At 30.7% G+C, this 13,584-nt stretch carries 19 protein-coding genes; 16 read left to right on the top strand and 3 right to left on the bottom strand.

Annotated features, from left to right (window positions below; genetic code table 11):
• The first annotated feature begins 21 nt into the window (after positions 1–21).
• From GVY01_RS03135 to hisIE, 11 genes are all read left to right on the top strand, one after another.
• On the top strand, positions 22–483 hold the full coding sequence (locus tag GVY01_RS03135) for a DUF420 domain-containing protein (RefSeq protein ID WP_017637672.1): 462 nt from the start codon (positions 22–24) through the stop codon (positions 481–483).
• Between the two features lie 196 nt (positions 484–679).
• Positions 680–1,723 carry a CAP-associated domain-containing protein gene (locus tag GVY01_RS03140; protein WP_017637671.1) on the top strand — a complete coding sequence of 348 codons (1,044 nt, stop codon included), beginning with the start codon at positions 680–682 and terminating at the stop codon, positions 1,721–1,723.
• A gap of 19 nt (positions 1,724–1,742) precedes the next feature.
• Positions 1,743–2,177: a YlbF family regulator gene (locus tag GVY01_RS03145; RefSeq protein ID WP_017637670.1), complete on the top strand. Its 435-nt coding sequence runs from the start codon at positions 1,743–1,745 to the stop codon at positions 2,175–2,177.
• Between the two features lie 246 nt (positions 2,178–2,423).
• The gene (locus tag GVY01_RS03150) at positions 2,424–3,242 is read left to right on the top strand and encodes an ATP phosphoribosyltransferase regulatory subunit (protein ID WP_017637669.1); all 819 of its coding nucleotides are present in this window, start codon (positions 2,424–2,426) and stop codon (positions 3,240–3,242) included.
• A 30-nt stretch (positions 3,243–3,272) separates the two neighbouring features.
• Positions 3,273–3,887 (top strand): ATP phosphoribosyltransferase, encoded by a 615-nt coding sequence (hisG, locus tag GVY01_RS03155; protein WP_154827757.1) that lies wholly within the window; start codon positions 3,273–3,275, stop codon positions 3,885–3,887.
• A complete protein-coding gene (gene hisD / locus GVY01_RS03160) occupies positions 3,880–5,118 on the top strand; it encodes a histidinol dehydrogenase (RefSeq protein ID WP_017637668.1) in 1,239 nt (412 codons plus the stop codon). The genes hisG and hisD overlap by 8 nt, the downstream gene beginning before the upstream one ends.
• Before the next feature lie 59 nt (positions 5,119–5,177).
• Complete coding sequence (gene hisB / locus GVY01_RS03165) at positions 5,178–5,756, top strand: imidazoleglycerol-phosphate dehydratase HisB (RefSeq protein ID WP_017637667.1); 579 nt, start codon at positions 5,178–5,180, stop codon at positions 5,754–5,756.
• Positions 5,753–6,331: an imidazole glycerol phosphate synthase subunit HisH gene (gene hisH / locus GVY01_RS03170; protein WP_017637666.1), complete on the top strand. Its 579-nt coding sequence runs from the start codon at positions 5,753–5,755 to the stop codon at positions 6,329–6,331. Before hisB ends, hisH begins: the two co-directional genes overlap by 4 nt.
• Positions 6,324–7,028 (top strand): 1-(5-phosphoribosyl)-5-((5-phosphoribosylamino)methylideneamino)imidazole-4-carboxamide isomerase, encoded by a 705-nt coding sequence (hisA, locus tag GVY01_RS03175; RefSeq protein ID WP_017637665.1) that lies wholly within the window; start codon positions 6,324–6,326, stop codon positions 7,026–7,028. Before hisH ends, hisA begins: the two co-directional genes overlap by 8 nt.
• On the top strand, positions 7,025–7,783 hold the full coding sequence (gene hisF, locus GVY01_RS03180; RefSeq protein WP_108016941.1) for an imidazole glycerol phosphate synthase subunit HisF: 759 nt from the start codon (positions 7,025–7,027) through the stop codon (positions 7,781–7,783). The genes hisA and hisF overlap by 4 nt, the downstream gene beginning before the upstream one ends.
• Complete coding sequence (hisIE, locus tag GVY01_RS03185) at positions 7,780–8,409, top strand: bifunctional phosphoribosyl-AMP cyclohydrolase/phosphoribosyl-ATP diphosphatase HisIE (protein ID WP_017637663.1); 630 nt, start codon at positions 7,780–7,782, stop codon at positions 8,407–8,409. The genes hisF and hisIE overlap by 4 nt, the downstream gene beginning before the upstream one ends.
• Positions 8,410–8,482: 73 nt before the next feature.
• On the opposite strand, the gene GVY01_RS03190 is transcribed toward hisIE, so the two are convergent.
• On the bottom strand, positions 8,483–9,403 hold the full coding sequence (locus GVY01_RS03190; protein WP_017637662.1) for a glycerophosphodiester phosphodiesterase: 921 nt from the start codon (positions 9,401–9,403) through the stop codon (positions 8,483–8,485).
• 270 nt (positions 9,404–9,673) lie between these two features.
• On the opposite strand from GVY01_RS03190, the gene GVY01_RS03195 reads away from it, so the two are divergent.
• Positions 9,674–9,925, top strand: a complete 252-nt coding sequence (locus tag GVY01_RS03195) for a YlbG family protein (RefSeq protein ID WP_017637661.1) — start codon at positions 9,674–9,676, stop codon at positions 9,923–9,925.
• Between the two features lie 26 nt (positions 9,926–9,951).
• Here GVY01_RS03195 and GVY01_RS03200 read toward each other — a convergent pair whose 3' ends face one another.
• Entirely contained in the window at positions 9,952–10,341 is a 390-nt protein-coding gene (locus GVY01_RS03200) for a DUF7147 family protein (protein WP_017637660.1), read from the bottom strand.
• Positions 10,342–10,409: 68 nt separating this feature from the next.
• On the opposite strand from GVY01_RS03200, the gene rsmD reads away from it, so the two are divergent.
• Together rsmD and coaD are read left to right on the top strand one after the other, a co-directional pair.
• Positions 10,410–10,952 (top strand): 16S rRNA (guanine(966)-N(2))-methyltransferase RsmD, encoded by a 543-nt coding sequence (gene rsmD, locus GVY01_RS03205; protein WP_017637659.1) that lies wholly within the window; start codon positions 10,410–10,412, stop codon positions 10,950–10,952.
• Between the two features lies 1 nt (position 10,953).
• Positions 10,954–11,439, top strand: coding sequence for a pantetheine-phosphate adenylyltransferase (gene coaD, locus GVY01_RS03210; RefSeq protein ID WP_017637658.1), 486 nt, complete (start codon positions 10,954–10,956; stop codon positions 11,437–11,439).
• Between the two features lie 59 nt (positions 11,440–11,498).
• On the opposite strand, the gene GVY01_RS03215 is transcribed toward coaD, so the two are convergent.
• Positions 11,499–12,641 (bottom strand): nucleotidyltransferase, encoded by a 1,143-nt coding sequence (locus GVY01_RS03215; protein ID WP_017637657.1) that lies wholly within the window; start codon positions 12,639–12,641, stop codon positions 11,499–11,501.
• Positions 12,642–12,767: 126 nt separating this feature from the next.
• Between GVY01_RS03215 and GVY01_RS03220 the strand changes: the two genes are divergently transcribed.
• Positions 12,768–13,328 (top strand): YceD family protein, encoded by a 561-nt coding sequence (locus GVY01_RS03220; RefSeq protein ID WP_017637656.1) that lies wholly within the window; start codon positions 12,768–12,770, stop codon positions 13,326–13,328.
• 78 nt (positions 13,329–13,406) lie between these two features.
• Positions 13,407–13,580 carry a 50S ribosomal protein L32 gene (gene rpmF, locus GVY01_RS03225; protein ID WP_017637655.1) on the top strand — a complete coding sequence of 58 codons (174 nt, stop codon included), beginning with the start codon at positions 13,407–13,409 and terminating at the stop codon, positions 13,578–13,580.
• Positions 13,581–13,584 lie beyond the last annotated feature (4 nt).

The following is a 13,584-nucleotide window of genomic DNA, read 5'->3' on the forward strand; positions in this document are numbered from 1 at the left end:
AATTAAGTAAGGATGAAACATATGAACGTACCTATTTTACCTACAATAAGTACTTCGTGTATTGTCATTAGTGCGATATTAGTGGCAATTGGATGGAGACTTATTTGGAAAAGACAAATTGAACAGCATAAAAAAGTAATGTTATGGGCTGCCGTTTTTGCCGCAACGTTCTTTATTATTTATGCTAGTAGAACAATCTTTATTGGTAATACCGCATTCGGTGGACCAGATAGTGTTAAAATTTATTATACTATTTTCTTAATTTTCCATATTAACTTAGCAACAATTGGTGGGATTTTAGGGATAATACAAATTGTATTAGCTTTTAAAGAGAAATTTAAAATTCATAGAAAAATTGGACCTATTGCTTCAGTAATATGGTTCTTCACAGCGATTACTGGTGTAGCAGTTTATGTACTGTTATACATCTTGTATCCAGGTGGAGAAACAACATCATTAATTAAAGCTACTTTAGGTTTATAATTGAATAAATAAGATTGTGACTGATAAAACTTTCTGTATAGTTTTATCAGTTTTTTTATATTAAGAATCTAATCCAATGTAAGACACCATTTTGTAAAATTGTGCTTCCTAATTCAAGAAATAACAATAGACTTATCTTGATTATGAAATAAGTAATTATGTACAATAGTAATAATTCAGTTAAGGTGGGTGAAAGATGAAAAAAATAGTTATACGAATTTTAGGAGTTGTTTTTTTAGTATCATTTCTAATCTATTTATTTTACTCACCACGGCTAAAATTTGATGTATTAGAAAATCCAAATAAAAGCCAAAAAAGTGATAGAACGGAACAATTCAAAAATTCAAATAAAAATATAGAAAATCCAAAACCTAAAAATGGTGTAGGAACATGGATTGGTAAGGACATTGATCAACTTACCAAAAAATACGGTCAAGCTAACCGAACATATCCATATAAAGATGGCTATAAAAATTATGTATTCAAGAAAACAAATCAATATTACATTGTCAGTGTAAAAGACAATAAAATAAAATCTGTTTATGCAACTGGAAAAGATGCTCATATTAACCCTTTACATATAAATGAAAGCAATTCAAAAATATTCGAAAATACAAGCATCAATCCCGAACCTACAATCAAATCAAATAATAAAAAATATGAATTTGAATTATCAGATGAAGATTTAAAAACACAAACTTTAATTAAATATGGTAATATATATGCGCAAGTTTATTCAGACCAACAAACGAATAAAATCATGGCAATACGCTTTTTAGATAAAGATGCATTAGCTACATTGCAACCATATAAAACGAATGAATCTCATTCTACAGCGAATTTAAAAAATAAAGATATACCTTACGAACAAAATACAAATCAATTAGTGACACTTTATGAGGTAACTAATGAAATGAGAAAACTAAAGGGATTAAAACCGTTAAAGGTAAATAATGATATTGCACATATTGCTTCAATAAATTTATTTGACGCGACTAAAAGTGGTTCTGACTCAGTAGAATTTACTGAAAATGCTTTAAAACAACAATTAGATGAAAGAGATGTTAGTTATAAATCGACAAGTCAGAATGTGGGTTACGACTTTGATGATGTCCCAACATTAATCCATAGTTGGATGAACTCCGATATTCATCGCTCTAGAATGTTAAATACGAAATATGAAGAAATGGGCGGAGAAGTAATGAAAGATTATTATTCGTTAATTTTCTTAGAAAAATAAATGAAGGGTAGAATGACAAATGATAAATGAAGAAACATTGTCAATTTTAGATGACGTCGAAGCCTTATCAGATATGATAGTTAATTCAGAAATTTATGATGAATATATTAAAGCGAAAGAATTATTAAACCAAAATGATGAAGCACACTTATTATATTCGGCTTTCCTAAAGACCAAAGATCAATACGACGATGTAATGCGATTTGGTAGATATCATCCTGACTATAAGACAATTATGATGGAAACACGCCAACGTAAACGAGCATATGAAATGTTACCAGTGGTAATGGACTATAAGTCAAAAGAAGTAGCATTACAGAATTTAATTGATGAAGTTATTAGTAAAATTGCTTTAGCTGTTTCGGATAATGTAAAAATTGATACAGGCAATCCATTTTTTCAAACGACTGCACAAGGTTGTGCTTCAGGTGGATCATGTAACTGTTCTTTATAAAATGATTTAAATTTTACCAAATTTATAAAACATACAAGATATCTCTCCAATATTGATTAAACTCAATATTTGGGGAGTTTTTTAATTCATATAAACCCTTATGTTTAAAGATGGAGATCATATTAATTTTAATTATCAGAAAATTATGAATAAACATTGTTTATTATTTGTCTTTATGGTAACTTATAATACAACTATAACTTTACTACAGTAAAGCATTAAAGTCAGAAGTAAAGGAGGTAGAGTATGAATAAGCAAAATCAGATAATAAAAATAAAAGAAATTGAATTAGCATTCTTAAAGTACTTTTCAAATAAAAATTACAAACTTGTAGATATAGATTTAATTGAAAAATTAGATTGGAGTCATTTGACGAAAGAGGACTTATTACAAATGAAAGAAAGGAATTTTTGGCAAAATAACAATCACATTTATAGTTTAAGACACGATTTTACTGATCAATTACTACGTTATCATTCATTATTTCCAACAGATTTTAAGAAGGTTGCTTATTCTGGACCTATTGTCAGAAATAATGAGGTCATATCACAAATAGGTATCGAGAATTATTTGCCTATATATAATCAATTCAATGATAGTTTTAATGATTTCTACCATTTTATTAAAACGTATTTAAAAGATGATATTCAGCTAATTATTTTAGGTCATTATCAATTATTGAATGAATTATTAGAAGAAAAATATAGAACTTTAGTTATTAAAAACATGATTGAAGAGAGAAATCTATCGGGATTAAAACATCAATTACCGCATAATCATCCTATCTTAAAATTACTATCAGAAAGCACACGTCATCAATTATCAAAATTAAGTCAATATTTGGACCAATCATCTCAAACATTACTTACGTTAAAAAGTTGGGAAGAGCAACTAATCAAACAAGGTTTGACCAATATTCATTTAGATATTTCGGCACAACCATCAAGATCTTATTATAAAGGTGTTTTTATCAGATGTTATTTAAATAAACATGATACTAGCATACTAACTGGTGGATTTTACTCTGGTGACCTCCAAGGATACGGTATGGCTTTGACTTTATAATCAGCATATTCAAAGAATAGGGGTGACAATATGATTAGAGTGGCTTTAGCGAAAGGGAGATTATTAGAAAGTTTTATCAACTATTTAGAGGCAGAACAACTATTTTTATTATCAAATGGACTAAAGCATAGACAACGTCAATTATTAGTTACGATAGATGGTATTGATTTTATTATAGTAAAGGGAAGTGATGTACCAATATACGTGGAACAAGGCATTGCAGATATAGGTATTGTAGGTAGTGATATCTTAAATGAAAATAAATATAATATTAATAATTTATGCGACTTACCATTTGGACACTGTCATTTTTCCTTAGCAGCTAAACCTGTTACAAATGATTATAAAAAAATTGCTACGAGTTATGTTCAAACAACTTCACGTTATTTTAAAAACAAAGGAATAGATATTGAAATTGTAAAATTAAGTGGTTCAATAGAACTCGCATGCATTGTAGGAATGGTAGATGGAATTATCGATATTGTTCAAACAGGTACTACATTAAAAGCAAATGGTCTTGTTGAAAAAGAAAAAATTACTGATATTTCAGCAAGATTGATTACAAATAGAACACAGTATTTTAAAAAGGGTGAAGAAATAGAATCATTTATTAATATGTTAGGGGTGCAGATGATAAATGCTTAAAGCACAACAATTTTTAGAACTTTATTTTAACAATCAATCATTAGATGAGTCCTTATACCCGTTAGTTAAAAATATTTGTGATGATGTTAAAGTCAATGGTGATGCAGCGTTGAAAAAGTATAATTTAACTTTTGATCATGTAAACACAACATCTCTAGAAATTTCAAAGCTAGACATACAAAAGGCCTATGAAGAATTAAATAAAGAGACGCTTAATGCGTTACACCAAAGCTATGAAAGGATTAAATCATATCAAGAAAAGATAAAGTATACCTCTATTAAAAAGGGAGAATGTTATGAAGTTTACCATCCAATAGAACGCGTTGGGATATATGTTCCAGGTGGTAAAGCAAGCTATCCTTCTACTGTTCTAATGACGGCTACACTTGCACAAGTCGCGAACGTTGAAGAGATTGTTGTTGTGACACCTCCAAGAACAAATGGCGTTCCTAAAGAAGTTTTAGCTGCCTGTCACTTAACTGGCGTAAATCATGTCTATCAAGTTGGAGGCGCACAAAGTATAGCGGCGCTTACATATGGTACAGAAACTATTAAACCTGTTGATAAAATAGTTGGTCCAGGTAATCAGTATGTTGCGCTTGCAAAAAAATATGTTTATGGAGATGTAGGTATTGATCAAATTGCCGGCCCTACTGAATTAGCTATGATTATTGATGAGACTGCTCAAATTGACGCCATTACATATGATATTTTTGCTCAAGCTGAACATGATGAAATGGCGCGTACATTTGTTATTAGCGACAATGCTCAAATATTACAACAACTTCAGTTAAATATTGATAATAAATTAAAAACAATAGATCGTCATTCTATAGTGTCCAAAAGTTTAGCCAATCATCATTACTTAATTGAAGTAAGTGATATGGAAGAGGCCTGTCATATTTTGAATAAAATTGCACCTGAACATGCATCCATTCAAACTAAACACCCAGAACAGTTTATTGATCAAATCAAATTTGTAGGTGCATTATTTTTAGGGCATTATGCACCAGAAGCAATTGGTGATTATATTGCTGGACCAAGTCATGTTTTACCAACAAACCAAACTGCTAGATTTTCGAATGGTTTATCAGTTAATGACTTTATGACACGTCACAGTGTGATTAATCTATCAAAATCAACTTTTAAAAAGGTAGCATATTCTGCAGAAAGGTTAGCATGTGTAGAATCACTTAATAATCATCAACAATCAATACATATTCGACATTGACATATGGTAAAGCCATATTTAAAAGTGATTTTCAGAATTAACAACAAGGAGGAAGTTCAATGAACTATCAAAAATCACGTCAAACCGCTGAAACTTCTATTTCAATTGCTATAAGTAAAGAAAAGGAAAAATCCAATATACATACAGGCGTAGGATTTTTAGATCATATGTTAACACTTTTTGCTTTTCATAGTGGCTTATCATTACAAATTGAAGCTAAAGGAGATACATATGTTGATGATCATCATGTGACAGAAGACATTGGTATAGTTTTAGGACAGTTGATATTGGAAATGGTTAAGACTCAGCAAAGCTTTAAAAGATATGGTACAAGTTATATACCTATGGATGAAACGTTAGCAAGAACTGTAATTGATATTAGTGGCCGTCCATATTTTTCATTTAATGTTCAATTAAGCAAAGAAATAGTAGGTCATTTTGATACAGAATTAGTAGAAGAATTTTTTAGAGCACTTATTATTAATGCGAGGTTAACTGTACATATGGACTTAATTAGAGGAGGAAATACCCATCATGAAATTGAAGCTTTATTTAAATCTTTCGCTAAATCATTACAAGAGGCATTAACACCAACTCTTGAATTTGTAATACCTTCGTCTAAAGGTGTGATTGAATGATAGCTATAGTTGATTACGGTCTAGGCAATATTAATAGCTTGAAAAAGGCAATTGAATTCTTAGGCTACGAGACAATATTGACCGACAACGAAAGTATTATTTATAAGGCAGATGCAGTTGTATTACCTGGTGTTGGACATTTTAAAGATGGAATGACAGAAATTAAAAATAAAAGATTAGACACAATCTTAAAACAAATTAAAAACCAACCTATCATTGGTATTTGCTTAGGAATGCAATTGTTATTTGAATATAGTGATGAAGGTAATGTAGAAGGACTAGGACTGATACCTGGACGAATAGTGCCAATCCATACATCACAACCTATCCCGCATTTAGGTTGGAATTTATTGAAAAGTGATCATCAATTACTTCAATGTGATGTGTACTTTATACATTCTTATCAAGCGATAATGAATAATCATGTTGTTGCATATACAGATTATGAGTGTCAAATTCCTGCAATAGTACAATATCACAATTGTATTGGAATACAATTCCATCCTGAAAAAAGTGGTGAACAAGGATTGGCAATTTTAAATCAAGCATTGAAAGGCGGTTTTATAAATGATTAACATATGGCCGGCAATCGATTTGATTGACTCAACGAGTGTAAGACTAACTGAAGGTAAATATGAATCTAAAGAGGAAATGACAATGACAGCTGAGGAAAGCATCCAATTTTATAATCAATTTGATTGTGTTTCACGTATACATATTGTGGATCTTATAGGAGCAAAATTAAAGCAAACTCAAGAATGTCATTATATTAAAAAGCTAAGATCATTATCTCAAAAACCTATAGAAGTAGGTGGAGGGATTCGCTCACAAGAAACTTTAAATCATTATTTTGATATAGGTATAGATTACTGCATAGTTGGAACTAAAGGTATTCAAGATTTAACTTGGTTGGAAAGAATGTCATATCTATTTCCTAAAAAGATTTATTTGTCTATAGATGCATACAAACAAGATATAAAGATTAATGGTTGGCTAGAAGATACACAACTCAATTTGTTTGATGTTGTTAAACAAGTGAATCATTTACCTTTAGGTGGCATCATCTATACTGATATTTCAAAAGATGGGAAGTTAGCTGGTCCTAATTTTGAATTAACAAGACAATTAGTACAACAAACTGAATTAAGTATTATTGCTTCTGGAGGTATTAGAAATCAAGAAGATTTAAACCAATTTGAAAAATTGGGTGTTTATGCTGCGATTATCGGTAAAGCTGCACATAATCCCAGTTTTTGGGAGGGGTTATCTTGATTAAAAAAAGAATCATTCCTTGTTTAGATGTTAAAGATGGGCGTGTTGTTAAAGGGATACAATTTAAGGGATTAATCGATATAGGTAGTCCACTTGAATTAGCACAATACTATAATGAAGCGGGAGCAGATGAACTTGTATTTTTAGATATTTCTAAAACTGAAAAAGGACATGACTTAATGTTGGAAGTTATCGAAACCATTTCTAAACAATTGTTTATACCATTGACTGTTGGAGGCGGTATTCAAACTTTAGATGATATTTCGCAATTACTTAATCATGGAGCAGATAAAGTGTCATTAAATTCTAGTGCACTTCAAAATCCTAATTTAATTAAAGAAGCTAGCCAAAAATTTGGAAGTCAATGTATTTGTATTGCTATTGATAGTTATTATAATGCGGAACAAAATGACTATTTTTGTACTACACATGGAGGTAAACAATTAACCTCTATAAGAGTATATGATTGGATTCAACAAGTTGAAGAACTTGGTGCTGGAGAATTACTTGTAACCAGTATCCATCACGATGGTATGAAAACTGGCTTTGATATTGAACATTTATCAGATATTAAGTCAAAGGTGAATATACCAATCATTGCTTCTGGTGGTGGTGGAAACCCTCAACATTTTCTAGACTTATTTAAAGAAACAGATGTATCTGCCGGTTTAGCTGCTAGTATTTTACATAGTAAAACATATACAGTAGCTGATATTAAGCATACATTAAGAAATGGTGGTGTGCCAGTAAGATGACAGTCACAGTAGATTTTAGTAAAGGTTTAGTACCGGTCATATTACAACATTATGTAACGAAGCAAGTATTAATGCTCGGGTTTATGAACGAAGAAGCATTTAATAAAACAATGGAAGAGAACGTAGTAACTTTTTATTCAAGGTCTAAACAAAGATTGTGGACTAAAGGGGAATCATCGGGGCATACGCAACAAGTCGTTACGATACATACAGATTGTGATAATGATGCAATACTAATCGAAGTTATTCCTAATGGTCCAACATGTCATACTGGGAATCAAAGCTGTTTTAGTACAAAGACACATTTTGCAGTTCAATTATTGGAACATACAATAAAAGAACGATCTAGAACTAATCAATCTAAATCTTATACCAATTATTTGTTAGAACAAGGTATAGAAAAAATCACTAAGAAATTTGGAGAAGAATCGTTTGAAGTTGTAATAGGAGCTATGAAAAATGATAACAAAGAAGTTATCAACGAGGCGGCGGATTTAATATATCATTTATTTGTCTTATTACATTCGTTAAATATTTCTTTTTCAGCAATTGAAAAAGTATTAGAACAACGTCATCATAAAAGTAACAATTTTAAAGGTGAAAGAGATTCTATAGAAAATTGGTAATACACATCGGTGTCTGTAAAAGTAAAAATCCTTAACGAAAAGGTGATTATTCGTTAAGGATTTTTGCTATTTATTATTTTAATGTCTCTTTAAATTGTTGTGCTAAATCAGGTCGATCTGTTACAAGTGTATGCACACCTTTTTGGTATAAATCTGTCATTAAATCAATACTATTAATGCCATAAAATCCTGGTACAATATTTAATACTTTTAACCATTTAATAAATCTAGAAGAAGTAAGCTTGATTCCTTTAAATTCGGTTGGCATTTGGAAAGTATTAGCTTTCGGATGGAATTTATGTCCTCTAAACGTATTAAACTTAATAAACGCATCTGCTACTTCGTTTTGACTCGCACCAATTGCTACAGTACCTTTACTTAATTGATCAAAGCGTTCAATTTGTTCTTTATGGAAACTTGTTACTAATACATGATGTTCTGCATGATGTTTAACAATTTGATGATTAATGACTTCAGGTGCAATAGAACCTTCATAACTGTTTGGATGATCTTTCAAATCAACATTAATATACATCTCTGGATAAAGCTCTAAAAGTTCCTCAAATGTTAAAATTTTAGCATCTTCATGTCCACGAAATGGATATTGACGATTTATATCTGTGAAATAATATCCAGCGTCTAATTTTCTTAATTCTTCTAAAGTATGTTCACTTACTTTACCTGAACCGTTAGTTGTTCTATCAACAGTTGCATCATGGAATACGATAAGTTCCTTATCTTTAGTGAGCCTTACACCTGTTTCGAATCCATCTACGCCATATTGTACTGCATTATCAAATGCAAGCTTTGTTTGTTCAGGTCTAACAGCCATGCCGCCTCTATGCGCAAATAAATATGGTGCTACACCTGTGAAAAATGGAGGGATTGCATTAATTTCACGTGGTTTTTTATTTTTATTTACATAAATCACACTTCCAACAATACTTGCAATTGCGAATGAACCATTAATGAACCACTTATTTAGTTTAACCATTTGATATCCTCCTTTAGGTATTAAAGTTATATTAACAGATATCCTTCATATTTGAAAAATGAAGTGCGTGAAGAACGGAATATTATTTTATTTTTTATAGACAAATATATACTTGACGAATTAAGTATAGGAATATCCCATTATGAAGATTGGTTTTGATTTAATAGAATAATATAAATAGGGATGGAATATATGGAAGTGATTGTTATTTCATAAAATTTAAACTCATGATATGATAAAAACTGTGTATATTAAATGGAGTGAGCAAAGATGAATTTAGTTCAAAGAGTGAGCCTTATTGTTTATTTAAAACATATCAAACATGAAAGACAAATTAGAAAATATGGACACATCGTTCATTCTAATCGTCAACGTAAATTCGTTATCATGTATGTTAATGAAAGTGAAGCGGACGATGTCGTTAATAAACTAATGAAATTAAAATATGTTCAACATATAGATGGTTCACCATACAAATTTTTAAAGAAAACGTATGAAAAAGAAAAACACGAAGTCATATAACTCGTGTTCGTTAAGAAATGTGTTTCCTATTGTAATGGTGGTATCCAACGTTGTAATCGTAAAACGCTAATTAAATAGTTAAAATATAAGTCATTGTCATGGAAAGCTTCTGGAGGTTGAACATCTATACCTAATACTGGGATATCGTATTCCTCTGCTTTCTGGTTAATCATGTCAAATTTCTTATTACTATTTGGATATGGATATTTTAATGCATTAATCATCATATACATTGCTTGGAAATAATTACCTTCAGTCGGTTGCATAATGATAGCTACTGATGATAATTGCTTTTCAGTTTGTGGGGAATGAAAATAGATTATTTTATCAATTCTAGTATGGTTGTAGTCGATGAGAGTGGTGAATTCGAATAAATCTGTTAAACCCTCACCTAAAACAATAAATGATTGTTTCATTTGTTTAATCAATCTCCTTTTATCCCAAATTATATTAAATTATATTGTGAAATGGAAGTGTGAAAGTGATGCGTGTCATTGCGGGAATACATAAAAGTAAGGCATTAGAAAGTTTGGAAGGTCGAAATACTAGGCCAACTATGGATAAAGTTAAAGAAGGCATCTTTAATAGTTTACATGAAGTATCAGGTATAGCTTTGGATTTATTCGCTGGAAGCGGCGCATTAGGGATTGAAGCATTATCTCGAGGTATGGATAAAGTAATCTTTGTCGATCAAAATTTTAAAGCAGTTAAAGTGATTAAATCAAACCTTAAGCAACTTGATTTATTAGCACAATCTGAAGTATATAAAAATAATGCTGATCGTGCGTTAAAAGCTTTAGCTAAAAGAGAGATTCAATTTGATTACATATTTTTAGATCCGCCATATAAAAAAGGTCTTATTGATGAAGCATTAAAAAGCATTAATGAGTTTAATTTGCTTAAAGAAAATGGTATTATCATCTGTGAGTTTAGTAATGAAGAACATATTCAAAGTGCACCGTTTAAAGAAATAAAAAGATATCATTATGGTTTGACAGATACATTGCTATTAGAAAAAGGAGATTAATATGAATAAGACGAAAGCAGTCATTCCCGGGAGTTTCGATCCAATTACATACGGTCATCTAGATATTATTGAAAGAAGTGCAGATCGTTTTGACGAAATACATGTCTGTGTTTTGAAAAATAGTAGTAAAGGCGGCACGTTTAATATAGAAGAACGTATGGATTTAATTAGGGGCTCTGTAGCACATCTTTCCAACGTGGAAGTACATCATTTTAATGGTTTATTAGTAGATTTTTGCAAACAAGTCGGTGCGAAAACGATTGTACGTGGATTACGTGCGGTAAGTGATTTTGAATATGAATTACGCTTAACATCAATGAATAAAAAGTTGAATAATAATATTGAAACTATGTATATGATGACTAGTACGAATTATTCATTTATTAGTTCTAGTATCGTTAAGGAAGTTGCAGCTTATAAAGCAGACATTTCGGAATTTGTACCTCCTAATGTTGCTGAAGCATTAAAAGAAAAATATTATAAATAAAAAAGCAGACCGTACTATGTGACTCTTTTAATAGTCATCATCGATAGTACGGTCTTAAATTATGTTTGAATCACTGGTGTATTAAAATCATTTTGAGATTGTTGGCTTAATAAGTTGTATACATTTGTTGCTTTAATTTCGATAGGGAAATATGTTGCTGAAGATTTATTGATATTGGTTATAAAATGCCGTTCTGGATATTGTTGCTTTAAATATTTTAAATAAGCACGACCTTGTTCATTCATACCTAAAATTCTAATTGCTCGTATATCGTTTGTAATATCATGTTGATGAATATTGAGCAGGATATTCATTAGGATACGTTGTATATGTGTATAGGTATATCGTTTGGTTTTCGTTTTACTTAGTAATTCTTTAAACGAATTGACATCTTTGATGATTGTTTTTAATCTGTTTTCGAACCCTTCACTGACAGTATATATAGTGTTTAAAGTATTAGTGTCTTGTGTTAACAATTGATGTTTGATGTAAGGGAAAGTATCTTCAACTGTAGTCATTTGATTTTGATACAGTGATTTAATATTTTGAGGTACTACTTTATACCAATCAGTTTCTTGATTGATTAAAGATTGGCGGATGGAAGACCCACTCGCAAATTGTTGATGCTTTATTGTGTTATCACGATGTTGTGCTGACTCACGGTAAATCGTCATTGCTTCAATATGTGGTGCATATTGCTGGATTGCTTTAAGATATCCTATACTTAAGATGTTGTTAGGTGATTGTAAAATATTTAAAGTTTGTTGGTCTTTAATCAGTTCACTGATAATTCTTGGATAACTTTTACCTTCTTTAATTTTGGACTTGAATATAGGATTATTTTCTAATTCAAGCACGTGATTGACTGCATTTTGTAACTCAACTATATTACCATGCTCACTACCAAAAGATATTGTGTTAATATCGATATAATTCGCTACTTTAATAGCCATTTTTCCAAAGAAGTCTCCAGAAGATAAACTTGCGATAGTAGGTAATTCTACAACTAAATCAACACCAGAAAGTGCCATTTGAGTACGAATGAATTTATTGAATATAGCTGGTTCGCCACGCATTACAAAGTTGCCACTCATTATTGCAACAGAAACATCTGCTTGAGAATTTATTTTAGATTGTTGAGCATGATATAGATGCCCATTATGGAAAGGATTATATTCAGTAATCAAGCCAACACTTTTCATTTGCATTTCTTCCTTTCAGAATTCATTATTAGTATTGTAACAGAAGTACGTATGTTAAGAAAAAATCTTGACATATTATACTGAGAAAGTTAAAATAAATTTTGTGCTTGTTAGAGGTGAAGCCATATGAAATGGTCAATAACACAATTAAGAAAATATCAAGGTAAGCCTTTTGAATTTAATCAAACGGCGAATTTTGAGCATTTAAAAGAATCATTAGATCTCATTGATCTTTCTGAAATCAATGTTGACGGTAAATTAACTATCAAATCAAATGAAGTTATTGCTGACATACATGTCACTGGGACATATACGATGCCGTGTGCTCGTACTTTAGTTCCTGTAGAAGTGCCATTGGATGTAGAAACTTCTGAAATATTTGATTTAGAAGGTAGTGATTATTATACCGATGAAGAAGAGCAGGATGAACATTATCATCTAGCTACTGACGGTATGATTAATATTAAAGATATTGTTGAAGATTTAGTTATCATCGAAAAACCGATGCGTGCTTATTCAGACAACAGTGATCAAATGTTAACCGAAGGCAATGGTTGGGAAGTGATTGATGAAGATGAATTCGTTGAACTTGTCCAAGAACAAGATCAAGAAGACGATGGTTCAAATAGTAATCAAGTTGATCCAAGGCTTCAGAAATTACAACAATTATACGATAAAGAACAATAACGGTTTAATTAATGATATAATATTGTTAAATAAACTGATATCATTTAATTATGTGTTTAATTTTAAGGAGGATAAATCATGGCAGTACCTAAAAGAAGAACGTCTAAAACTAGAAAAAACAAACGCCGTACTCATTTCAAAATGTCAGTACCTGGTATGACAGAATGCCCAAGTTGTGGCGAATACAAATTAACTCACCGCGTATGTAAAAACTGTGGTTCTTACAATGGTGAAGAAGTAGTATCTAAATAATTTT

The organism is Staphylococcus sp. 8AQ (assembly GCF_902506595.1).
Classification (GTDB): Bacteria; Bacillota; Bacilli; order Staphylococcales; family Staphylococcaceae; genus Staphylococcus; species Staphylococcus pasteuri.

Excerpts from the sequence above, each read along its gene's own strand:
- GVY01_RS03135 (WP_017637672.1), top strand. The coding sequence starts at position 22 with ATGAACGTACCTATTTTACCTACAATAAGTACTTCGTGTATTGTCATT.
- GVY01_RS03140 (WP_017637671.1), top strand. The coding sequence starts at position 680 with ATGAAAAAAATAGTTATACGAATTTTAGGAGTTGTTTTTTTAGTATCA.
- GVY01_RS03145 (WP_017637670.1), top strand. The coding sequence starts at position 1,743 with ATGATAAATGAAGAAACATTGTCAATTTTAGATGACGTCGAAGCCTTA.
- GVY01_RS03150 (WP_017637669.1), top strand. The coding sequence starts at position 2,424 with ATGAATAAGCAAAATCAGATAATAAAAATAAAAGAAATTGAATTAGCA.
- hisG (WP_154827757.1), top strand. The coding sequence starts at position 3,273 with ATGATTAGAGTGGCTTTAGCGAAAGGGAGATTATTAGAAAGTTTTATC.
- hisD (WP_017637668.1), top strand. The coding sequence starts at position 3,880 with ATGCTTAAAGCACAACAATTTTTAGAACTTTATTTTAACAATCAATCA.
- hisB (WP_017637667.1), top strand. The coding sequence starts at position 5,178 with ATGAACTATCAAAAATCACGTCAAACCGCTGAAACTTCTATTTCAATT.
- hisH (WP_017637666.1), top strand. The coding sequence starts at position 5,753 with ATGATAGCTATAGTTGATTACGGTCTAGGCAATATTAATAGCTTGAAA.
- hisA (WP_017637665.1), top strand. The coding sequence starts at position 6,324 with ATGATTAACATATGGCCGGCAATCGATTTGATTGACTCAACGAGTGTA.
- hisIE (WP_017637663.1), top strand. The coding sequence starts at position 7,780 with ATGACAGTCACAGTAGATTTTAGTAAAGGTTTAGTACCGGTCATATTA.
- GVY01_RS03190 (WP_017637662.1), bottom strand. The coding sequence starts at position 9,403 with ATGGTTAAACTAAATAAGTGGTTCATTAATGGTTCATTCGCAATTGCA.
- GVY01_RS03195 (WP_017637661.1), top strand. The coding sequence starts at position 9,674 with ATGAATTTAGTTCAAAGAGTGAGCCTTATTGTTTATTTAAAACATATC.
- GVY01_RS03200 (WP_017637660.1), bottom strand. The coding sequence starts at position 10,341 with ATGAAACAATCATTTATTGTTTTAGGTGAGGGTTTAACAGATTTATTC.
- rsmD (WP_017637659.1), top strand. The coding sequence starts at position 10,410 with ATGCGTGTCATTGCGGGAATACATAAAAGTAAGGCATTAGAAAGTTTG.
- coaD (WP_017637658.1), top strand. The coding sequence starts at position 10,954 with ATGAATAAGACGAAAGCAGTCATTCCCGGGAGTTTCGATCCAATTACA.
- GVY01_RS03215 (WP_017637657.1), bottom strand. The coding sequence starts at position 12,641 with ATGAAAAGTGTTGGCTTGATTACTGAATATAATCCTTTCCATAATGGG.
- GVY01_RS03220 (WP_017637656.1), top strand. The coding sequence starts at position 12,768 with ATGAAATGGTCAATAACACAATTAAGAAAATATCAAGGTAAGCCTTTT.
- rpmF (WP_017637655.1), top strand. The coding sequence starts at position 13,407 with ATGGCAGTACCTAAAAGAAGAACGTCTAAAACTAGAAAAAACAAACGC.